The sequence below is a fragment of the Candidatus Avelusimicrobium faecicola genome (assembly GCA_900540405.1).
Lineage (GTDB): Bacteria > Elusimicrobiota > Elusimicrobia > Elusimicrobiales > Elusimicrobiaceae > Avelusimicrobium > Avelusimicrobium faecicola.
The window spans coordinates 1-21640 of sequence record UQFW01000003.1 but is presented as its reverse complement, the minus strand read 5'-3'; the positions used below and the strand labels follow the sequence as shown (position 1 = coordinate 21640).

Below are 21640 nucleotides of genomic sequence, written 5' to 3'. Positions count from 1 at the left end.
GAGGAGAAATGTTTTTATCCGCATTGGCTGTACTGGTGGTGCTCAGCCCGATTGTAATTATTCACGAATTTGGCCATTTTTTGGCCTGCCGCCTAACCGGGATTCGCGTGAATGAATTTTCCTTTGGGTTCGGCAAAATTTTGTGGCACAAAAAAAAGGGCGATACGGACTACCAAATCCGTTTAATTCCCTTTGGCGGGTTTGTGGAACCGGCCGGGCCTATGTTCCACCCCAAAGACGCTAAAGAAGCCCCCAAACCGTATGAATTTGCCGCCAAAAAGTGGTATGCCAAATTTTTTATGGTCATTAACGGTGCGTTGTTTAACTATGTGCTGGCGGCGGTTATTTTTTCCGCCTTGGTATATGTAAAAGGGGTGCCGCAAACAGACCCTACGCTAGTACCTGCCGTGGTGGGGCAAGCGGTGGAAGACTACCCCGCCGCCAAAGCGGGTATTAAACCGGGGGATGTAATTGTGCGCATAGACGGCAAAGACATTTCTTCCTGGAATGAAGTTTCCCCCGCCGCCGAGGCCCGCCAAGGCGCTTTACAGCTTACCGTTAAACGCGAAGGAAAAACCCTTACACTCACCTTGCCGGAAAGCTCCTTTAATGCCGAAAAACCCAATATGTTGGGGATAGCGGTGGAGCCGGTTTTCGTTAAAGTAGGGCCGGTTAAAGCCGTCGGGTTTGGGCTGTACCAATGTTGGTATTGGACGAAATACTCGTTGACCTCTCTGTGGGAGAGCTTTACACACAAAAAAGCGCCGGATTTGGCCGGGCCGATTGGCATTGTAAACATCATCCACAAAACGGCCCATGGGGAGTTGGTTAATTTTATTTTCTTAATAGGTATGTTGTCTTTAGCGGTAGGGATGTTCAATTTGTTTCCTATCCCAATATTAGACGGCGGATACGCGCTGGTATTTTTACTGGAAGGCATTACGCGGCGTTTACCGTCGGAACGGGTAGTAAATATAGCCATGAACTGCGGTTTTTATGCGCTTATACTTTTAGTGCTGTATGCGTCTTATGCAGATGTAAAACGCATTTTCTTTAAGCCTAAACCCGCCGCCATAGCGGCCACGCAAACCGCCGCCCCCCAAACGGACGACAAACCCCAAGAGGCAAATTAAATGTATAAAACCAGACTTGTTAAAGTAGGGCCGTACACGTTGGGAACCGGGCACCCGGTGCGTGTGCAAAGTATGTGCAATACCGATACGCGCGACCCGCAAAAAACGGCCGAGCAAATTAACCAATTAGAAGCCGCCGGCTGTGAAATCAACCGCGTAGCCGTGCCCGATATGCAGGCCGCGCTAGCGCTGGGCGAAATTAAAAAGCGGATTCATTCCCCCTTGGTGGCGGATATTCACTTTGATTATAAACTGGCCTTGGAAGCCATTAAACAAGGGGTAGATAAAGTACGCATCAACCCCGGCAACATTGGCAGTATAGAAAACACCAAAGAAGTCGTCCGCGCCTGTAAGGATAAAGGCGTTGCCATACGCATTGGGGTAAATGCGGGCTCCGTAAAATACTTAAAAAGCGTAGCCGGACAAGTGGACTTGACCGACGACAAATGGGCCGAAGTGATGGTGCAGGAAGCCTTGGAACAGGCCAATGTACTGGAACAGCTAAACTTTCACGACGTGGTGGTATCGTTAAAATCGGACGATTTTTACCGCACGTTAAAAGCCAACGAACTTTTTGCCGCCCAGAGTGATATTCCCCTGCATATCGGCCTTACGGAAGCGGGCAGCTTTTTATGCGGCGCCGTTAAAAGCTCTATCGCCCTCGGCACGCTGTTGCAAAAAGGCATTGGGGCCACTATTCGCGTTTCCTTAACGGAAGCCCCCCGCCTGCAAGTGCGCACCGCGTACGAAATCCTCAAAGCGTTGGGCTTGCGTGAATACGGGCCGAACTTAATTTCCTGCCCCACCTGCGGCCGCACGCAAGTAGACGTGACGGGCACGGTACACGCATTGGAAGAACGCATTTATAACGACCCCGAACTTTTGAAAAAAGCCACCGGCCTCAAAATTGCCGTAATGGGGTGCGTGGTAAACGGCCCCGGCGAAGCGCGCGACGCGGCCTTTGGTATTGCCGGAGGAAAAGGCGAAGGCTTGTATTTTGAAAAAGGCCAAACCATGTTCAAACTCCCGCAAGAACAATGGGTAGATTTTTTAGTAGAAAAAATTAAAACCTGGAAAAAATAACTTTTAATAAACTATAAGGAAAAATTATGAAATTATCCAATTATTACATTCCCACCTTAAAAGAGGCTCCCAAAGATGCCGATAACTTATCGGCTAAACTGATGATTCGCGCCGGGTTGGTGCGCAAACTGGGCAGCGGCCTGTATGAATGGCTGCCGCTGGGGTTCAAAGTGCTTAAAAAAGTAGAGCAAATCATCCGCGAAGAAATGGACCGCGCCGGAGCGAACGAAATTTGGCTCCCCATTATCCAACCCAAAGAACTTTGGGAAGAAAGCGGCCGCTGGGCCCACTTTGGGGACCAGTTATTAAAACTGGAAGACCGCAAAGGGGCGGGGTTTTGCGTTTCCCCCACCGCCGAAGAAGAAGTGACCGATTTGGTACGCAAGGATATTTCTTCCTACAAACAACTGCCCAAATGCCTGTACCAGTTCGGCACCAAATTCCGTGACGAAATCCGCCCCCGCTTTGGGGTCATGCGCTCGCGCGAATTTTATATGAAAGACGCCTACTCCTTTGCCGCCAATGATGCCCAGGCCGACGATTGGTACCAACGTATGTATGATGCGTACCAACGCATTTTTAAGCGGTGCGGTTTCAAATTCAAAGCGGTGGAAGCCGATACCGGCGCTATCGGTGGGAATTTTTCGCACGAATTTATGGTGCTGGCCGCCAATGGCGAAGATGCCATTGCCGATAGCGACTGCGGTTATGCCGCCAATACGGAAAAAGCCGCCGTCCAATGCCCGCAATTCCCCGCGCTGAACGAGGCCGAACTCAAACCCATGCAAAAGGCCGACACCCCCAAAGCCTACACGGTGGAAGACGTGGCCGCTATGCTTAAAGTGCCTACGTCCAAGCTCATTAAACTGCTCCTTTTTATGGCAGACGGCAAACCCGTGGTGGCGTTGGTACGCGGGGACCACGAACTCAACGAAGCTAAATTCCGCGCGTTTTTGAAATGCGAAGAATTATTAAAAGCCGACGAAGAAACCTATACCCGCGTGACGGGCTCTTTTGTGGGCTTTGCGGGCGCACAGGGACTCAAGCAAAAGCACCCCGAACTGCCGATTTACGCCGATAACTATGTAAAAGGCGTGGTCAACGGTGTTTCCGGCGGGAACGAAAAAGACGTCCACATGCTTAACGTCACCCCCTTGCGCGATATTCAGGTGGATGCCTATGCGGATTTGAAAGTAGCCAGCGAAGGCGACTGCTGCCCGCACTGCGGTAAACCGTTTACGTTTACGCGCGGGATTGAAGTGGGGCACGTTTTCAAACTGGGTACCAAATACTCCAAAGCCATGAACGCCAACTTTTTGGACGAAAACCAAAAAGCCCAACCTATGATTATGGGTTGCTACGGCATTGGCGTAGGCCGCGTGGTGGCCGCCGCCATTGAACAATCCCACGACGATAACGGCATTATTTGGCCCGCGCCGTTGGCTCCGTTTGATGTGTGCTTGGTAGCTATTGATTACGACTCCAACCCGGAGGTTAAAAAGCACGCGGACGAAATTACCGCCGCGCTGGAAGCCAAAGGCATTAGCGTATTGTTAGATGACCGCGACGAACGCGCCGGCATTAAATTCAAAGATGCGGATTTGATTGGTATTCCGCACCGTTTGGTAGTCAGCAGCCGCAGCGTGAAAGACGGCCAATGCGAATACAAACCCCGCACCGCCAAAGAGTCCGAGCGCTGGAACCTGACGGACGCGGTGGAAAAACTATCCGCCGCCGCAGGCAAATAACGCCCGGTTAACCCTTCATAAAATGCCCCCGGCATATAAAAATTGCCGGGGGTTTTTATTATCAGCAGACTCAATATTTTAGTTTGTTTAGAACCGCATTCCCATACGGAAAAACACATTATGGAATTGCAGGTTTTTGTCTTTGTTAAAGTCGGACAGGTGCTTATCGCTAATAAACGCATACGCATAGCGGTATTCTAATCCGGCAAACAAAGTGGACGTAATATCATACTGTACGCCTAACCCCGCATACAGGGAAGCCCCCCATTTATCTTTACTGGTGGAAGCGCCCGTTGCATCCGTTTTCAGCCGCGCGTTCATCATACCGGCCCCAAACGGGATATACACCCGCCAGTTGCTCCACGCGTTTAAGTTTAACTTACCGGCTAACGCAATATTATGCGCGCGGAAACGGTGAAAGCTGACTCTGTCGGCGCCGGAGCCGTAGTGGCGGCCGTCCGGGTTCAAAAACATATAGTCAATCCCAATCCCCATGTACGGGCACTTGTCCCACAAAATGTTTGCGCCCATGGCTTGCCCCATTTTGGCATATTTATCCCCCCCTTCTGCTTTGTTAGTGGAATAACTGCCGCCGTACGTCAAAGAAACTTCCATATCGTAGGAATTGGCTACGGCCGAGCGGCTGGGGTCGTAAGTGGCGTACATTACGTCCCCTTGGTTTTGACCGTTTACCGTGGTGGACGCCACGCCGTAATCCATGGTGCCGTATTTGTCCTTTTCCTGCATACCGTATACGTTGGTGGTCACGGTGCTATCCATGGAGCGGCGGACCGATTCCACTTTGGCATCAGCCGCTTTTACGGCCGCGCTTTTGTTTGGTTGCACAGCCGCGTGTTGGGCAAAAACCGCGGCACTGCCCAAGACCCATAAAGCCGCGGCAAACAATACTTTCTTCATTTTTTACCCCCTCATTTTATTATTTCTTTATACTGCACTACCCCCCTATCATAAAACTTAACACCCCACCCGGCAAGCCCAAAAAGTAATTAGAACGCATTTTTATAGGGGCAAAACGCGGCCTGCATTTTCTGCGACATAAGAATTGTCGCCCTAAAGTGATAAGATATATTTATTTACAGGAGGAAATATGCAACCGAACTTATTTCAATGTGCAACCAAAGAACTGACGCAAGACGGTTTTTTGACTTGGCTTTTGCTGTGGGCAGACCCGCAAAACCAACAAAACGATAAAAATTTGCACGAGGCCGCTTGTGCCTTTGTTAAATTTCTTATCCAAAAACAAACCCAAGCGCCGGACGCTATTACCGCTATTACGGCCGGCAAAAAAGGGGTACTTCCGCAGGGCGATAAACTGCCGGATGTGGACGTGTGGGCCCTGGTCAATAATAAATTTTTAATTATTATTGAAGACAAAACCGCTACCGGCCCCCATAGCAACCAACTGGCGCGCTATAAAGAGCAGGCCGAAAAAATCTGCCGGGAAAACAACTATACGCCGGTTTTTATTTATCTGAAAACCGGGCCTGTTTCCCATACGGATTTGCTGAACATAGAAAAAAAGGAGGGCTATGCCACCGTGGTAAGAGCGGAACTGTTGCAATTATGGGCTAAAAACACCGTAAAAAACAGTATTTTTACCGATTTTTACCAGTATCTTGCCCATTTAGAGGCCGAAGAAAAATTGTACGAAACCTTGCCCCTAAAAGATTGGAGTAGTGCCCAGTGGATTGGTTTTTATAAGTTTTTGGAAACGCAAATCCCGCAAGAAACCGCGGGGTGGAATTATGTATCCAACCCGAAAGGCGGCTTTTGGGGCTATTGGTTTACACTCCACGCGGTTAAAGATTACGAAGTTTACTTGCAAATTGAAGAAAACGCCCTCTGTTTTAAGCTCTATGACGCCACCAAAGCGGGCCAAGAGCATTTTTACCAAGCGTTAATGCAATTAAAAGAGCAATACGGCTTGCCGGAAATACAAAAGCCCCAACGTATGCGTTGCGGCACCACCGCCACCGCCGCGCTGATACCCAACTGGTTGGGAGATGCGGATAAACCGCTTAATCAAGCGCAGGCGCTGGCCAAAATTCAAAAATGTATCACCTTGTTGCAAGCGTATATAAATGCCGCCCAAAACGGCATTTAACGCAACCATTAAAAACTTTTGCAAAAAAATGAAGTAGAAAAGACGAAAAACTCCCCGGCAGAAACACCGGGGAGTTTCAAAATAGCATGATTATTTGGTAAAAACCACACTGCCCAAATGGTCACAAAGGGGCACAAAGTTTTGTTTATATTCGCGAGCAAAGTTCCGCACGGCCTGCGCCGCACCTTTATAGCGGGGGTTGCCGTAATCATGCACCAATATATATCCCCCCGGAGACAACCGCTCGTAAAAAAATTTCAATCCGGCATATAACGGCTCGTACAAATCCGCATCCAAACTAACCAAACAAAAACGCTCTTGCCCGTCTTGTTGGGCACTCTGTGGGAAAATCCCCTTGCGGAATACGCATTGGTTAATATGGGGCATTTTAGCCCGTACCAACGCCACATCCGTATTGGCAAAACATTCATCCGCTAACGAAAATTTCCTCGCTTGTTCCGTCGTTAAATCCTGCGCGGCAAAACCTTCAAACGTATCATAGAGATATATTTTGCGTTCGGGCAATAATTTGGATATTTCGCAAGCAAAATCCCCTTGAAAAACACCTAATTCCGCACAAGCACCGGGCACCTTGTTTTGGCGGATTTCCTGTGCCAAAAGCCCAAGGGTATTGTAGCGGATAAAATCGGTTCCCGCGTAAGCCACATTCCGGCAGGAACGGGGGCGCGCTATGTGCATATCTTGCACCAATACCAAACCAAACGGGCGAAGCAAATGCGCATTGACCCAACGCGCCGCACGCCCGCAAAAGCTGTTTACTTTGGCTTTTCTTTTTTTCATATATATTCAGTATAACAAACCCGCCCCTTTACCGGGGCGGCTTTGTTGTTCATTTTATAAAAATACTTACAACCTGGCTATTTGTTTTCCTGCCCTTGTTGAACAGCACCAAACAGCGGGCCGCAATCCGCACAGCACCCGCAAGCCGGGTTGGCTTTTTCGGCGGGTTCTTGCGCGGCGGGTTGGGCCGCTACTTCTTGCGCGGTTTCCTGCGCCGGGGCCGCTTGCTGGGCCGTGGTTTCGGCGGGCGTTTCGGCAGGCGCATTTTCCGCCGCCGGGGCCATTTGCTCAGCGGGCTCGTCACAAGCGCAAGTGCGGCAGGCACATTCCACATGCACTACCGGCTGGCTGGATACCGGCTGTTGGGCATAGCAAGGGGTTTCGGCAAAAACTTGTTGTTGGGCAGAAACATTCTGCACGCCGAGCGTTTGTTCCGTTTCCACCACCGCGGCAGAATCTTGCGCGGCGGCAGTTTCCGGTGCCGCAACGGTTTCTTGCGCGGTTTCCGGCGCCGCAACGGTTTCCTGCGCGGGAGCCGCTACGGTTTCAGCCGCCGGAGTTTGCGTTTGGGCGGTACCGTCCGTTTTTTTGGCGCGCAACGTCACTTTACGCCATTTGCCTTCCCCTTCGGAGGCCGTTTCCACCGTGGCATGGCCTTCCAAAGCGCGGTGAATGTAGCGGCGCAGTTGGGCGCTCATGGGGCGGAAACGGTACACCGTCATTCCGCCTTCCACCGCGGCCACACCGCGGGCAATTTCCGCATTGATTTTATCTTCCGTCTTGCGCCAGTAGTTTTGCGTATCCGTAATGACGGAAATCGGCTTATCAAAATGGCGGCTCAACGCCAGCGTGCATAAGTATTGGATAGATTCCAGCGTTTTGCCTTCTTTGCCAATCACAATGGCCGGGTGGTCACAATCAAACGTCAGCAAAATGCGCTGTTGTTGTTCGTCCCACCATACATTTAAGTTTTCCGCCTTTACGCCCATGTGGGTTAAAATGTCATTTAAGTATTGTTTAGCCTCTTGCATGGGCGCTTTTAAGGCTTCCGGGATGACCGCATTTTGGATGCGTTCGCACGGCAATAATTGCGCCTCGTTGGCTTTGGGGGCTTTTTCGCGCGCTTCAAAGCGGGGGGCGCGGTCAAACTTGCGGCCGCGGCGGCGGTTATCGCGGCGGTCCTCGTTAAACGCCTCGTGATTGCGGCGTTTGTTATTGGCGCGGCCATGGGCGCCGGAGCGTTTTTTGCGGGGGACGTCCATATAAATCTGCGCGTCTAATTCCGCCGCGCTCCAGCGTTTCTGGCGGATTTCCACCACCGCAGGTTTGGAACCGAACCCCAAAAAACCTTTTTTAGGGTGTTCCAAAACGGTCACTTCCACTTGGTCACGTCTTAAACCTAAATCTTTTAATCCCTGCGCAATGGCAGAGGATACATCTTTAGCTTGCACTTTCACTTTTGTAGGCATAGTAGGTAAACTCCTTATTTATTAGCGGCAACTTGTTTGTTGACGACGGTTTGAATCCCAAAGCTGATTAAACTGTTAGTCAGCCAGTATAACACCAACCCGGACGGGAAATTCATAAATAATAACGTAAAAATAAGCGGCATGTACTTAAACATAGCGGCTTGGGACGGGTCCGTTCCGGGCGGTAAATTTCCTTTTTGCTGGAAGAACATTACCGCACCCATCAAAATAGGCAACACATAGTACGGGTCTTTGGAAGACAAGTCGGTAATCCACAGCATAAAACCGGCCCCATGCAACGCCCACGACGTGCGCAGCGCATTATACAAGGCCAGAAAAATCGGTAATTGAATCAGCATCGGCAAGCAGCCGGAAAGCGGATTAACCCCATGTTTTTTATAGAGGTTGAGCATTTCGCGGTTGAGGGCTTCCGGGTTGCCTTTGTATTTTTCCTGCAAGCGTTTGGTTTCCGGCCCGATTTTGCGCATTTGCGCCGTGGAGCGCAAAGACATCCGGGTCAGCGGGAACATCAGCACCTGTAAACAAATGGTTAATAGGATAATGGCTACCCCATAATTGCCGGTCCAGTTGAAAAACGTTTCCAATATGCGGCGGGCAATTTTGCCAAGCGCGCCAAAGAAACCAAACTCAATACTGCGGTCCAAATGATACGGCAAGGCCAAGAGTTCCTGGTAATCTTTGGGGCCCATATAAAATTCGCTGTTATATTCTTTTTGGGATTTGGCCCCCACCGTGACGGAGGGCATTTGGACGGTCATTTGCGGGCCTTTTACTTCGCCCTTGCCAAACAACCCCCACAGGCGGTCTTTTTCACCAATCACATGGCTATTGGCGCTCAGTTCGCCCGGAGTCCAGTTCTGCGGGATAATGACGCTTAAAAAGTAGCGGTTTTGCACGCCGGCCCAAATCCAGTTAAACTCGTCTTCCGGCGCGTTTTTTTCCTTGGCGCGTTCGGCCTCGGGGCTATAAACGCCGGGCTTATCGCCTTTGGGTTTTAAGGTTTCCAAGGTGGCTTTTTTGCGGCCTTGGTATTGTACCAGATAAACGGCTTTGGATTCGCGCTCGTTATCGCCTTCCTCGCTCTTTACGGTACCCAAACCGGGGCCGAAGTTAAACGCCCACGGCTCTAACGTAATATCGTGCGCGGTATTGTTGGCAAACGCTAAAGAAAGCGTATGCAAACCGTTTTGCGCAAAGCGGTACGTTTTGGAAACGGAAAAGCCGGGCACTACATCCCCGGTAAAAGTAATGGAATCCTGCGTGCGGGCGGATTCGGCAAAATCCACCGTAGGCAACGTGGCAAAATAACCCTCGCCGGAAAACGGGGTAATATCTACATCTTCCACCACGTCTTTATAGGTGTATTTTTTAATGCCGGCACCCTTGGAAGAAAAGGTGACGTCCGCATCTTGCCAGTTAAACGTAATCAGTTCTTCCGGCTTGGAAGGTGCGGCTTTGGCTATTTTGGCGGCGCCCTGCACGGTAGCAACGGCGCTTTGGTTTTGGTTGACGGCGCGTTTGAGCTGTTCTTCAGCGGCGGCCTTGGCGGCGCGTTCGCGCGGTAAGACTACAAACTGGTTGTAGCCCGAAATGACCAATAAAAACAACATCATGGCCCATAAAAACTGTCTGTTCATAAAACTCCTTTTGAAACCTCCGGCATCTGCCGGAACGGCTTTCAAAAGAAAGCACGACTAGGCACGGAAAAATTGTGTTTAGGGCACCGGGTCATATCCGCCCGGATGCCAAGGGTGGCATTTAAGCACACGTTTAAGGGCCAAATAGCCCCCCTTAAAAGCGCCGTATTTAATAATGGCCTCGCGCGCGTACTGGCTGCACGTCGGCCGAAAACGGCACACGCCCCTGGGGCCCAACAGCGGGCGCACCAGCAGCATAAATGCGCTTAATAAAAACAGCGCCAATTTTTTGAACAAAAGCGAAAGTTTGTGCATTTCCCTTCAATAATTCACTACTTGTCTGAAGAGGTTTTTAATAACCCGGCACGCCCGCAAAGTGCCATAAAGGCACGCTGGACGTTCAATAAATCCGTTAGGGTTTCGCTGGAACGCGGGCTGACAATCAGGTCAACACCGGGTTGTATTTTTTCCCTGTTGAGTCTAAAACTTTCTCTTAAAAGCCTTTTGACGCGGTTGCGTACCACCGCGCCGCCCAACTTGCGGCTAACCACCATACCCAAGCGCGTACGCGCCCCCGGGCACAAAGACGGCCTCCACCAAATTACCATTCCTTCCCCCCGCGCCCGGCGGGCGTTGGAGATAATGTCCTTAAAATCCCTTTTAAGGTGCAAGCGGAACGGTTTGGGAAGGCCGTACAGCATAAATTATTAGGCTCTAATCAGCTCATGGCGGCCTTTGGCACGGCGCGCGCTTAAAACTTTGCGGCCGCCGGCGGTGGCCATTCTGGCTCTGAAACCGATGTGTTTAGCTCTTCTTCTTTTATTAGGTCTGTAGGTAGGCAACATACTCAATCATATACGTTATTTCTGGCCACGGGGACTGGAAAAAACGTATCTCCCATTATTAATATTAAAATCGTTTCTGCGTGAAACTTACAGATATTATAGCTTTTCTGCCGCTTCTTTGCAAAACTTTTCAGGGCGGCAAATGCGCCCATATATCTATTATCCTAAATTATGCGGGCGCGGGCAAGTGTTTTTTTATTTTTCCCCTTAACTGGAACGCCCCGCGGCAAATTTGCTATATTTTTATTGTATGGTTTTTACAGATGATGCCATTGTGCTTTTCCGCCAGCCGTTCCGCGAGGCCGACCGCGTTGTTTCCCTTTACACACGGGAACACGGCCGTGTGAATGTGCGCTTCCCCAGTGTGTGCAAGCCACTAGGCAAGTTAAAAGCGTTAAGCGAGCCTTTTTCATGCGGGGCGTACCGTATTTATGTGCGGCGCGGCGGCGTGATGGGCACGGTGACAGGCGGCAAAATCCGCTCCGTTTTTCCCCATATCCGCACGGACTTAAAACGCCAAACCTTGGCCCTGCATTTTTGCGAATTAATTTTGCGCCTCACTCCGGCCCACCAACCGAGTGAAGAAAAATTTGAGCTTTTACTGAAAAGTTTAACGGAACTGGAATACGGAGAGCCGAATACCGCTTTTGCGGCGGCGTTTACCTTGCGGCTCATGCGGGCGGCGGGGTTCGGTTTGGAAAAGCCTGTTTTGCAAATTACGCCGGAATTTTGGCGGCGCATGCACGAGGACGAACTTTCCAGCTTACGCTTTGAAGACCCGCAAGATTTACTGTCCCTTTCCAAATGCAACAGCGTTTGCCGGCGGTTTTTAAGCCTGTATTTAACGTATCCGCTCCACACCGCGCAAAGTTTTGCGTTGGACGAAGAAACCCTCTCTTTTTATACGCAAGCGGACGAAGCCTTGCAAGAAGCCCTGCCCGATTTAGTGCCCGCCCATTAATTTTGCTATATCACTTACCGCCACAGTGCCATAAAAAAGACCCATCAATCGGGCCATTTTTTAAGCAAGCAGTTCATCCATATCCGGGTAAATATCCTGCAAAGATTTATAAATCTTAAACGCATGGTTGCGCACAAAACTGTCCGGCTGTTTGATTTGCGGCACCACGCAAGTACGCATTCCGGCCGAAATCCCCGCCGTGGCACCGGCTACGGAATCTTCAAACACCAAACATTGGGAAACGTCCGCCCCTAATTTTTGCGCGCTGACCAAATAGACCTCCGGGTCCGGCTTGGGGTTGGAAACATCATTGGAAGTGGTAATGGCGGAAAAGTATTTTTTGATACCGCCCACCGTTAAAAAATGTTCCGCCCAGCGGGTAATGTTGGAGGACGCCAGCGCAATTTTCAGCCCACGGCGGTGAAAAAACTCCACCGCCTCTTTGGCTCCGGGGCGAAACTCAATCTTCCCCCCCTCGCTTAAATACGTTTCAAAATGGGCATAGGTGCGGGCGTGCAGGTTGGAAACATCAAACTGCGGGCCAAAATGGTGCCGGATGAGACGCGCGGCATCCGTTTGGCTAATCCCCACGCAGGATTCAAACAATTCCTCCGAAAACTCCGCTCCCTTTTCCTTAGCGGCCTTTTTATAACATTCAAAGTAAATCACTTCCGTATTAAACAAAAGGCCGTCCATATCAAAAATCACGCTGGTTATCATAAGTATATTTTACAATAAACCGCCCGTTTGCGCCCAACAAGCCAAGGCGCCCCACTATTTTATATAATGTAATTACTTATGAAATACGGCATGAATTTTCAGGATATGATATCCGCCTTGAACGAATACTGGACTAAACAAGGCTGTGTGCTTGTTCAGCCCTACGACGTTGAAAAAGGCGCCGGAACGTATAACCCGGAAACTTTTTTCGGCTCGCTGACTAAAAAACCGGTCAACCGGGCCTATGTGGAACCTTGCCGCCGCCCCGCCGACGGCCGCTATGGCGAAAACCCCAACCGCTTGGGCAAGTATTACCAATATCAGGTAATTATGAAGCCCGCCCCGGCCAACATTCAAGAAATTTATTTGAATTCCTTAAAAGCCATTGGTTTGGACCCCAAACAGCACGACGTGCGCTGGATTGAAGACGATTGGCAATCCCCCACCTTGGGCGCCAGCGGTGTAGGCTGGGAAATTTGGTTAGACGGTATGGAAATCACCCAGTTTACCTATTTCCAAAATATGGCCGGATATTCCTTAAACCCCATTACGGTAGAAATTACCTACGGGCTGGAACGTATTGCCATGTATTGCCAAAAAGTAGACAACGTGTTTGACATCCGTTGGAACGACAGCATTACCTACCGTGACGTACACTGGGAAGGCGAACGTCAGTTTTCCCACTATTATTTTGAAGAAACCGACGTGGAACACCTGCGCCGCTATATTGAAGAATGTGAAGCCGAATGTTTTGCCCTTTGCAAAAAAGGCTTATACTTGCCCGCGTACGACGACGCCATGAAAGTTTCCAACTATTTTAATATGTTGGAAGCCCGCGGCGCCATCAGCGTATCGGACCGCACCAACATTATTACCAAAATCCGCAATTTAGCCAAGGCGTGCGCCAAAGCGTATGTGGAAAGCACAGAACCGCAAGAAGAAAAGGAGGCTGCCCAATGAACGCTTTGTTAGAAATTGGAACCGAACATTTACCGTCCCGCTTTGTGGAACCGGCCCTTAAACAAATGGAAACATTAGGGGCCAAACTGCTGGAAGAACACCGCTTAACGTATAAATCCGTACAGGCGTTTGGTACTTACCGCCGCTTGGTACTGTTTATTGAAGATTTGGCGGAAAAATCCGCTGATGTGCAAAAAGAAGTAAAAGGGCCGCCCGCTAAATTATTAAAAGACGCAAACGGCAATTTTACCCCCCAAAGCGCGGGTTTTGCGCAAAAAAACGGAATTGCCCCCGAAAAATTAACCGTGGTGGAAACGGAAAAAGGGCCGTTCATTTACGCCAACATTAAAATCAAGGGCGAAAAGACCCCCAAGCTCCTCCCGGAAATTTTCACCCAATTAGTGACGGGGTTGGAATTTGCCAAAAATATGGTTTGGGAAGAATCCGGCCTGCGCTACGGCCGCCCGATAAGAAGCCTGATTGGTTTATATGGGGATAAAGTGATTAAATTTGCCGTAGCCGGGGTGGAGTCCAACCGTTATACTTATCCGCTTTCGTCCTTCGGGCGCAAACCCATTAAGGTAGAAACCGCCGATAAGCAGTATTATGTGGATTTGCTTAAAAACCAACCGCAGCCCATTTTGGTACTGCCGCAGGAACGGCGCGAGGCGTTAATCAAATCCGTGACGGCGGAAGCGGCCGTGCGCGGCTATCAGGCGGATTTGGACGAAGATTTAATCCACGAAACCGTCTTTTTTACGGAACACCCTGTGGCCGTGGGCGGAGATTTTGATTTGAAATTTTTAACCCTGCCCAAAGAACTCATCACCACCGTACTTAAAAAACAAATTAAAATGTTCCCGGTGTTGAATGACAAGCACGAAATCCAACCGTATTTTATCGCCGTGCGCGACGGTGTTTCCGTCAACCAAAACGAAGTGCGCGACGGCTTCAAAAAAGTAATGTCCGCCCGCTTGTCCGACGCGGTATTCTTTTTTGAAAACGACAAAAAAGCCGGATTGGAATTTTTCAAACAAAAACTGGCCAACGTGTTGTTTTTAGAAGGGTTGGGCTCTATGTTAGACAAATCCGCCCGCACGGAAAAACTGGCGCTTTGGCTGTGTGAAAAAACCGCCAATACCGCGCTTAACCAAACGGTGCAATATGCCGCGTCCCACGCGTATGCGGATTTAGCCAGCCATGTGGTGTATGAATTCCCGGAATTGCAAGGCTATATGGGCGGAGAATATGCCGCGTTGGAAGGCCATAAAGAAGAAGCCGACGCCATGCGCGATTTTTACTATCCGCTTACGTCTACCTCTGCGTTGCCGGCCACGGTGGCGGGTAATTTGGTGGCATTAGCCGGCAAAATGGACACCTTGGTAGGCAACTTTTTAATCGGGCAAATTCCCACCGGGAGCGAAGACCCCTTCGCCCTGCGCCGCCAAGCGTTTGCCGTCGTGCGTATTTTGCTGGAAAAAGGCTTGCAGGTTTCCTTAAAAGAGTTGTTGGAAGCCTCCGCCGCCCTCTACCCGCAAGGCACGCCGGACAAAGGGCTCAAAGAACTGCGCGGATTTCTGTTCCAGCGTTTAGCGTTGGTACTGGAACAGCGCGGCCATGCGGCAGGTGTGGTAAACGCCGTCACCAATTGGTACGAACTGCCCCTTACGCAAGTGGAAGCCTTGGTCGGCGCGTTGGAAACCGTTAAAACCGGGGCCGAATTTTCCGCGGTGTTGGAATCGGCCAAGCGCGTGTGCAACATTCTCAAAAAGGCGGAAAACGTGACGGAAAACGTACAGGAAAACCTGTTTGAACTCCCCGCCGAAAAAGAATTGTACAACAAAATCCACGAGGTGGACTCCGCTTTGGGTTGCACGGTTCACACCGCCAAAGCCAAAGACGAATACCTGCAAATCTTAAAAACGTACGGCTCTTTTAAGGCCCCGCTGGAACGCTTTTTTACCGACGTTATGGTAAACGCGCAAGACCCGGCCGTCCGTGCGAACCGCTTGGCATTATTGGCCCGCGTGCGCCGCTACTTAACGCAAACGGTGGCAGATATTACCAAGCTGTAAAATGCTTTAATCAAGCCGAAATCCCCCGCCAAAAACGGGGGATTTTTTGTTATTTCCCGACGGAAAAAATAATTTTTCAAAATACCCCTTGAATTTTTTTTATTTTCCTTTATACTAAAAATAAGCAGTAAGCCTGGTTCAACTTGGCATGAGGCGTTATCCGGCAGTGGCGTAAGCCAAAGCTGTAAGTGCTGAAAGAACGGGCCGTATTTGAAGCAGCGCAGTAGGGTTGTAAAGCGGCAGAAGGAGTCCGGCGTCGGGTCAGCCGGCGGCGGAGCAGTAAAGCGGTAGCCGTAGAGTGAGCAGGTTGCGTGTCTTGCCGGGCGCAAGCGTACCGGAGCAACAGGACAGCTTGGAATACGGTGCGGAAGTGGTTATGCAGTATCCGCGCTTAGCCGAACAAGACGGCGGGTTCATACTACGCAGTCCAGTAGGCGGCGCCGGTAGTAAGCAGTGGACGGATGTTTTCCGGCAGGCGGTTGATGTAATTGGTTCGGCCGTACCCGGGTAAACAGAAGTGGGATAACATAAGCCCTTGTGCGCAGGTTGCACTACAACAAGGAAGGTAATAATGAAGACGCAACAATGAACCCCCCGGTTGAAAAAATCGGGGGGTTCCTAATTGTGTTTTACAAATTATGTATTTGTTTAACCGCAGGGTTGAAAAAACCTTGTGCCGTACGGCGCTTTAGCGGTGGGTTATTCACTTAACACGCTGGGCAACGGCAACGCACTGCCCGCCGTGGCACTTTCCGGCGCGGACGGGGTAATATCCATCGTGTTTTGCGTTTGCGCTCCGGCAGACGGTTCTTCGGTTTCTTCGTCTTGCAGTGGGGTTAAAATCATTTCTTCATAAGAATCGTCTTGCGTGGAGATAGACTCCTCCGCCGGAACAGGCACTTCTTCCGGCCGCACCGCAGGGCTTACACGCGCGGAAGTGCTTTGTTGCGGGCGGGAAACGGATTCATTCCCATAAGTAGCGCTCGGGTTCCACCATTGGGGCGGCGCACCCGCGCAAGCCGTCAGCAAACAAATGATAAATAATAAACCTAAAAATTTCTTCATAATTATATTATAGCCTATTTTGCTTGTCTATTTGGCATGGGGACGGGTGGCTTGGCGGAATAGCGCGCCTGCTTTATAACTACTGCGCACCAACGGGCCGCACGCCGCACCCTTAAACCCAATAGAAAGGGCGTATTCTTCCCAGGCTTTGTATTCGCCCGGTTCCGGGTAGCGCTCCACCGGGTGATGCGCTTTAGAGGGGCTTAAATACTGCCCAATCGTCAGCAAATCCACCCCCGCATTACGCAAATCCTGCAAGGTTTGTTTCATTTGTCCGTCGGTTTCGCCGAGCCCCACCATGAGTCCGGATTTTGTAAGTGTATCGGGCGCCAGTTTTTTGGCGTTTTCCAACACGGTTAAAGAGCGGCGGTATTCCGCCCCGCCGCGTATGTGGGCAGACAGGCTTTCCACCGTTTCTATATTATGCGCCAGCACCGCCGGGCGGGCATTTAGCACCGTTTGCAAATCTTTTACGGAACCCTTAAAATCCGGGATGAGCGGCTCGCACAAGGCCAGCGGATTTTGCGCGTAAACGGCGTTCATCACGGCGGCAAAATGGGCCGCGCCGCCGTCGGCCAAATCGTCACGCGTAGGGGAAGTAAGCACCAAGTATTTTAAGTGCCAGTTTTTTACCATTTCGGCCACACGCGCTGGCTCCCCCGCATCCGGCGGCAGAGGGCGGCCTTTGTGTACCGCGCAAAAGCGGCAACGGCGGGTGCAAATATCGCCCAAAATCATTACAGTTGCATCCCCGCAGTTAAAACATTCCCCGCGGTTGGGGCATTTAGCCTCTACACACACCGTGTGGAGCGCGCCCTTATCTAACGAATCTTGGGCGGATAGCGCCGCCTGCTTGCGCAGGGCCGCTTTATTTTGGCCTACTATATCTTTTAACCATTGTGGTATTTGTGCGGTCATACTTTGCTAAAATGTAAATATAAGGATATGTAATATCTTACAAAATTTAGCTATGAAGAAACACCTTTGCGTACTCCTTTTACTGGCTTTTACCGCCCTGCCGAACGGGAGCGGCCTTTTTGCCGCGCCCACCGCGGCGGACACCCAAAAACGCTTGCAACAGGCCGCCCAACTGTATTTTGAGTATGACCTGACAGGAAGCCTGAAAAAATATGTGGAACTTTCCAAAGAAACGCAAAATAAAGATTCCTTCCTCAATGCGGCCTTTATAGCCATGGAACTGGGCCAGCCGCGCCAAGCGGTAGATATTATGAACGCCGCCTATAAAAAATATCCCGACGACCACGACGTGACGGAATTTATGGCTGAGGCGTATTTGGCCGACGGGCAATACACCGCCGCGGAACATTTACTTTCCCTACTGGTGGAAAAGCGCGAACGCGCCGAATTTTTGCTGATTAATCTGGCCCGCGCCCAAATGGGCATGAAAGAATATAATTTAGCCAAATACAACTTAAAAACCGCCGTGCGGGGCAAAAACCATTTGCCGCTTTCCAACTATTTATTGGGGTTAGTGTACGAGCAGGAAAAAGATTATAAAAACGCCGCCAAACATTTTGCCAAAGCGGCCGAACTGGACCACCAATTTATTGAAGCCAAACAACATTATGCCATGGCCCTGGCCGCACAAGGGAAATATAACGAAGCCTACCGCCAGTACCGTATGATTTATTCGTTGGAAAAGAACTCCCCCGCCATTAACAAAGCCATGGCGGCCCTGCGCCCCCATTTAACCCGGCCGGAAAAAGAGCTGGACACGGTAAAAGAAATCAAAAAGCATACCTTTGCGCGTAAATTTTCCATTCCGTCGGGCACGCTTTCAGAGGTGCGCATTGGGTTAGGCACCCGCGCCAACGGCAAACCCAGTATCCGCAAATCCGTTCATTTTTCCGTATCGCATAATTTTTCCGTAAAAGATTTATCCACCGGCAAACGCTTGGCCCGCGGCAAAGCCAACACCCAATGGACGGCCCTACTGCAAGACGGTCAAACGCGCTTACTGGCCCCCAACGGCAAAAAATATCCGTTCAAAAAAGGCTTGCGCATTACCGCAGACACTCCCGGCGGAGAAGATGCCCCCACCATTATTGTAAAAAGTTTAATGAGCGGCGCCGGTATGACGTGGGCCAGTGTGGACGATAAAGAGTTCCGCGGGGATTTGGAAATTTTACACAACACCACGTTAAGCACACTGGTCCCCATTAATGTACTATCCTTGGAAGAATATTTACAAGGGGTTATTTCGTCTGAAATGCCGGTTTTGTTCCCCATTAATGCCCTGCGCGCGCAAGCGGTGCTGGCCCGCACATACGCCCTTAAACACCTGGGCAAACACCGCCATTACGGCTATGATTTGTGCGACACCCAAAACTGCCAAGTGTATAAAGGCATAAGCGGGGAGAGCGAACGCGGCAACGCCTCTGTGGAGTCCACCGCCGGAGAAACCATGCAATACAAAAATGCCCCCATAGAAAGCGTGTTTTCGGCCAACTGTGGCGGCATTACCCAAAGCGCTAAAGAGGCCGGCTGGTATGAAACGCCTTATTTGCATCCTGTTTCCGACTATAAAGATTTTAATTTTGATACGTTGCAACCCTACCAGTTTAAGGACCTTTTGCAACACGCGCACGACGCTTACAGCCGCTACGATAAACACGTCAGTTTGGCCGCCTACCGTTGGGCGCGCGTGGTGGAAGAAGAAGACCTGCGCCAAGTTATCCGCCGCAAGAAAAAAGATATTGGCCGCATTACCGCCATTATTCCCCTGCACCGCGGCAAAAGCGGCTACGCAAGCCGCGTACAGGTAAAAGGCACCAAAGGCAGTGTTATCTTAAATAAAGAAAACGTCATCCGCAATAATTTAAGTTTGGGGATGTTGCGTAGCAGTTATTTTATTGTGCAACCCAATTATGAAAATAAAGAGCTGAAAAACTTTATTTTTTACGGCGGCGGTTGGGGCCATGGGGTGGGTTTCTGCCAAACCGGTGCCGCCGGACGCGCCGAAGCGGGCCAACTTTATACGGATATTCTAAAGCATTATTTCCCGCAAGCGGAATTAAAAAAATCCACCCAAGAATAACGGGCGAACCATCTATAAACCGCCGCCCGCGGCTTATATTGCGGCAAGCGTGGGCCGAGGGGCGCGGCTTATGCGCCTTAAACCGCCGCCGCCCGGTATACATAAAAAACCCCGGGAGTCACCCGGGGGAATAAAAACAAAAAGCAATTTTTATGTATTGGGGTGCAGTTCCCGCCTTAACGCAATAATGCGTGACTCCAAAAACAAATGACCGTCTTGCGATAGCGGCGATTGGGCCCCTAAAGAAGTATCCGCCGTTAAAGCATTTTCATACCATTTCAATGCCGCGTGTAAATCTTTGGGAGTGCCGTGTCCGTTTTCGTACATTTCCCCCACTTGCAGTAAAACACCGGGGTCTTGCGTGTTTTGTGCCACCGCCAAGGCCCACTTAAAAGCCAGCGCATGGCAACGGGAAGAAGGCTCCTCGTAATACAGCATTAACAATTTATAGGCGGATTCTTCATTTCCGGCCAGTGCCTCTTGCTCCCATTGGGCCCACTGGGCTTGCTTTCGCTCGGGCGATTGCCGCACGCGCCAAAACAGCACCGCCGCCACTACCACCGCCACTGCCACTATTAACCAAGTTGTCATAAAAAATCCTCCGTTAGTTCCATTGTAATAAAAAGTGCCCCGCAGTACAAGGGGCCTCTAAAGCCCCATTATTTGCTATACTTGCAAGTATGAAATTGGGCGAAGTACACATAAAAACCTATTTATCCAAATCCAAAATACCGGGTATTGCCTACTCCATTAATCCGTATGTGGGTTGCCCCCACCAATGCGTGTATTGCTATGCGGAATATATGAAAAAATTTACCGCCCATACGGAGCCTTGGGGCACTTTTTTGGATGTACGCCGCTGCCAGGCGCCTTTGCACCCGTACCAAATTTACCATACGCAGGTTATGTTAAGCTCGGTGACGGACGCGTACAATCCCTACGAAAAAGACTTTCAAATAACCCGCAAAATTATGGAGCAGTTGGTCTTTTGCCAAGCCCATGTGCAAGTGCTGACCAAATCCCCGCTGATTGTGCGGGATATAGATTTGTTCAAAAAGTTGCCCTCTTTTGAGGGGGCGCTTTCGTTTTCGTCGGCGGACGACTCGTTCCGCCAATTAGCCGAGCCCGGCGCGGGGAGCGTGGAAGAAAAAATCAGTGCCCTAAAAACCTTGCACGAAAACGGCCTAAAAACCGCCGTGATAATCGCGCCGATTTTCCCGCAAATTACAAATTGGAAAGAAATTATCCGCCTGACCCGCCCGTATGCGGACCGCTATATTTTTGACGCGCTCAACCTGCGCCCCTTGTATCAAAAAAAGGTACTGGGGTTTATTATGCGCTATTATACGGATAAACTGCCCCTGTACCTTTCTATTTACGAAGATAAAAACCCGGCCTACTGGCAACAAACCCAACAGGAAATTAACGCCTTTTGCCGCGCAAACGGCATTCCCGCCCAGGCGGATTTCCGCCATGTTTTTAAGCCGTCCGTCAACGTATAAAAACTATTCGGCGGGGTCGTCAAATCCCAGTTTCCACGCAGTAAAAAAACCCACCAAAACCGCTATCAAAAACCCCACCGCATAACAAACCACGCTACGCAAATTGGAAAGCGCCAGCAGTAAAACCACGCCGGACACCCCAAACGCAATGGCAGACGTGACCTGCAAAACCGCCACCACCGCCCCGCCGGCCGCGGCCCCAATGCACGCCGCAATAAACGGCTTAAAAAGCGGCAGGGTGACCCCGTAAATCAGCGGTTCCCCAATGCCCAGTAAACCCACCGGAAGCGCGTTTTTGGCAACGGTTTTCAAGCGGGGATTTTTGGTTTTTAACAAGACGGCCAATCCGGCCCCCACTTGCCCCGCCCCCGCCATACACAGCACCGGGAAAAGCGGATTATTGCCCAGCGTATCCAGTAATTGCTGATGGAGCGGAA

22 protein-coding genes are annotated in these 21640 nt (G+C 50.4%); 10 read left to right on the top strand and 12 right to left on the bottom strand.

Annotated features, from left to right (window positions below):
* Positions 1-8: 8 nt before the first annotated feature.
* The 3 genes from ACQY18_RS00685 to ACQY18_RS00675 are packed head-to-tail and all read left to right on the top strand — an operon-like array spanning position 9 to position 3964.
* On the top strand, positions 9-1133 hold the full coding sequence (locus ACQY18_RS00685; RefSeq protein WP_428038459.1) for a M50 family metallopeptidase: 1125 nt from the start codon (positions 9-11) through the stop codon (positions 1131-1133).
* Positions 1134-2216, top strand: coding sequence for a flavodoxin-dependent (E)-4-hydroxy-3-methylbut-2-enyl-diphosphate synthase (ispG, locus tag ACQY18_RS00680; RefSeq protein WP_428038458.1), 1083 nt, complete (start codon positions 1134-1136; stop codon positions 2214-2216). It begins immediately after the preceding gene.
* A 26-nt stretch (positions 2217-2242) separates the two neighbouring features.
* Positions 2243-3964, top strand: coding sequence for a proline--tRNA ligase (locus ACQY18_RS00675; protein WP_176777924.1), 1722 nt, complete (start codon positions 2243-2245; stop codon positions 3962-3964).
* An 87-nt stretch (positions 3965-4051) separates the two neighbouring features.
* Here ACQY18_RS00675 and ACQY18_RS00670 read toward each other — a convergent pair whose 3' ends face one another.
* Positions 4052-4882: an outer membrane protein gene (locus ACQY18_RS00670; protein WP_428038457.1), complete on the bottom strand. Its 831-nt coding sequence runs from the start codon at positions 4880-4882 to the stop codon at positions 4052-4054.
* Between the two features lie 190 nt (positions 4883-5072).
* On the opposite strand from ACQY18_RS00670, the gene ACQY18_RS00665 reads away from it, so the two are divergent.
* Entirely contained in the window at positions 5073-6089 is a 1017-nt protein-coding gene (locus tag ACQY18_RS00665) for a PD-(D/E)XK nuclease family protein (protein ID WP_428038456.1), read from the top strand.
* A gap of 90 nt (positions 6090-6179) precedes the next feature.
* On the opposite strand, the gene ACQY18_RS00660 is transcribed toward ACQY18_RS00665, so the two are convergent.
* The 6 genes from ACQY18_RS00660 to rpmH form a co-directional block, all read right to left on the bottom strand.
* On the bottom strand, positions 6180-6890 hold the full coding sequence (locus ACQY18_RS00660) for a TylF/MycF/NovP-related O-methyltransferase (protein WP_428038455.1): 711 nt from the start codon (positions 6888-6890) through the stop codon (positions 6180-6182).
* A gap of 77 nt (positions 6891-6967) precedes the next feature.
* Positions 6968-8359, bottom strand: a complete 1392-nt coding sequence (gene jag, locus ACQY18_RS00655) for an RNA-binding cell elongation regulator Jag/EloR (protein ID WP_428038454.1) — start codon at positions 8357-8359, stop codon at positions 6968-6970.
* Positions 8360-8373: 14 nt separating this feature from the next.
* Positions 8374-10017, bottom strand: a complete 1644-nt coding sequence (yidC, locus tag ACQY18_RS00650; protein ID WP_428038453.1) for a membrane protein insertase YidC — start codon at positions 10015-10017, stop codon at positions 8374-8376.
* Between the two features lie 78 nt (positions 10018-10095).
* Complete coding sequence (gene yidD / locus ACQY18_RS00645) at positions 10096-10332, bottom strand: membrane protein insertion efficiency factor YidD (protein WP_176777918.1); 237 nt, start codon at positions 10330-10332, stop codon at positions 10096-10098.
* A gap of 17 nt (positions 10333-10349) precedes the next feature.
* Positions 10350-10718, bottom strand: coding sequence for a ribonuclease P protein component (gene rnpA, locus ACQY18_RS00640; RefSeq protein WP_176777917.1), 369 nt, complete (start codon positions 10716-10718; stop codon positions 10350-10352).
* A gap of 6 nt (positions 10719-10724) precedes the next feature.
* Complete coding sequence (gene rpmH, locus ACQY18_RS00635; protein WP_087287867.1) at positions 10725-10862, bottom strand: 50S ribosomal protein L34; 138 nt, start codon at positions 10860-10862, stop codon at positions 10725-10727.
* 250 nt (positions 10863-11112) lie between these two features.
* On the opposite strand from rpmH, the gene recO reads away from it, so the two are divergent.
* Positions 11113-11823, top strand: a complete 711-nt coding sequence (recO, locus tag ACQY18_RS00630) for a DNA repair protein RecO (RefSeq protein ID WP_428038452.1) — start codon at positions 11113-11115, stop codon at positions 11821-11823.
* 60 nt (positions 11824-11883) lie between these two features.
* Here the strand turns inward: recO and ACQY18_RS00625 are convergent, their stop codons facing one another.
* The gene (locus tag ACQY18_RS00625) at positions 11884-12543 is read right to left on the bottom strand and encodes an HAD-IA family hydrolase (protein ID WP_176777915.1); all 660 of its coding nucleotides are present in this window, start codon (positions 12541-12543) and stop codon (positions 11884-11886) included.
* Between the two features lie 90 nt (positions 12544-12633).
* Between ACQY18_RS00625 and ACQY18_RS00620 the strand changes: the two genes are divergently transcribed.
* From ACQY18_RS00620 to ACQY18_RS00610, 3 genes are all read left to right on the top strand, one after another.
* Complete coding sequence (locus tag ACQY18_RS00620; RefSeq protein WP_176777914.1) at positions 12634-13503, top strand: glycine--tRNA ligase subunit alpha; 870 nt, start codon at positions 12634-12636, stop codon at positions 13501-13503.
* Positions 13500-15578, top strand: a complete 2079-nt coding sequence (gene glyS / locus ACQY18_RS00615) for a glycine--tRNA ligase subunit beta (protein WP_428038451.1) — start codon at positions 13500-13502, stop codon at positions 15576-15578. Before ACQY18_RS00620 ends, glyS begins: the two co-directional genes overlap by 4 nt.
* Before the next feature lie 298 nt (positions 15579-15876).
* Positions 15877-16089, top strand: a complete 213-nt coding sequence (locus tag ACQY18_RS00610; protein ID WP_176777912.1) for a hypothetical protein — start codon at positions 15877-15879, stop codon at positions 16087-16089.
* Positions 16090-16277: 188 nt separating this feature from the next.
* Here ACQY18_RS00610 and ACQY18_RS00605 read toward each other — a convergent pair whose 3' ends face one another.
* Together ACQY18_RS00605 and lipA are read right to left on the bottom strand one after the other, a co-directional pair.
* Positions 16278-16643 carry a hypothetical protein gene (locus tag ACQY18_RS00605; protein WP_428038450.1) on the bottom strand — a complete coding sequence of 122 codons (366 nt, stop codon included), beginning with the start codon at positions 16641-16643 and terminating at the stop codon, positions 16278-16280.
* Positions 16644-16670: 27 nt separating this feature from the next.
* Positions 16671-17561: a lipoyl synthase gene (gene lipA / locus ACQY18_RS00600; RefSeq protein WP_176777910.1), complete on the bottom strand. Its 891-nt coding sequence runs from the start codon at positions 17559-17561 to the stop codon at positions 16671-16673.
* Positions 17562-17613: 52 nt separating this feature from the next.
* Between lipA and ACQY18_RS00595 the strand changes: the two genes are divergently transcribed.
* Positions 17614-19701 (top strand): SpoIID/LytB domain-containing protein, encoded by a 2088-nt coding sequence (locus ACQY18_RS00595; protein WP_428038449.1) that lies wholly within the window; start codon positions 17614-17616, stop codon positions 19699-19701.
* Positions 19702-19851: 150 nt separating this feature from the next.
* Here the strand turns inward: ACQY18_RS00595 and ACQY18_RS00590 are convergent, their stop codons facing one another.
* Entirely contained in the window at positions 19852-20292 is a 441-nt protein-coding gene (locus ACQY18_RS00590) for a hypothetical protein (RefSeq protein ID WP_428038448.1), read from the bottom strand.
* Positions 20293-20381: 89 nt separating this feature from the next.
* Here ACQY18_RS00590 and ACQY18_RS00585 point away from each other — a divergent pair, with 89 nt between their 5' ends.
* On the top strand, positions 20382-21203 hold the full coding sequence (locus ACQY18_RS00585; RefSeq protein ID WP_428038447.1) for a radical SAM protein: 822 nt from the start codon (positions 20382-20384) through the stop codon (positions 21201-21203).
* Positions 21204-21206: 3 nt separating this feature from the next.
* Here the strand turns inward: ACQY18_RS00585 and ACQY18_RS00580 are convergent.
* The coding region (locus ACQY18_RS00580; protein ID WP_428038446.1) for a PTS transporter subunit EIIC at positions 21207-21640 on the bottom strand (434 nt) is incomplete at its 5' end.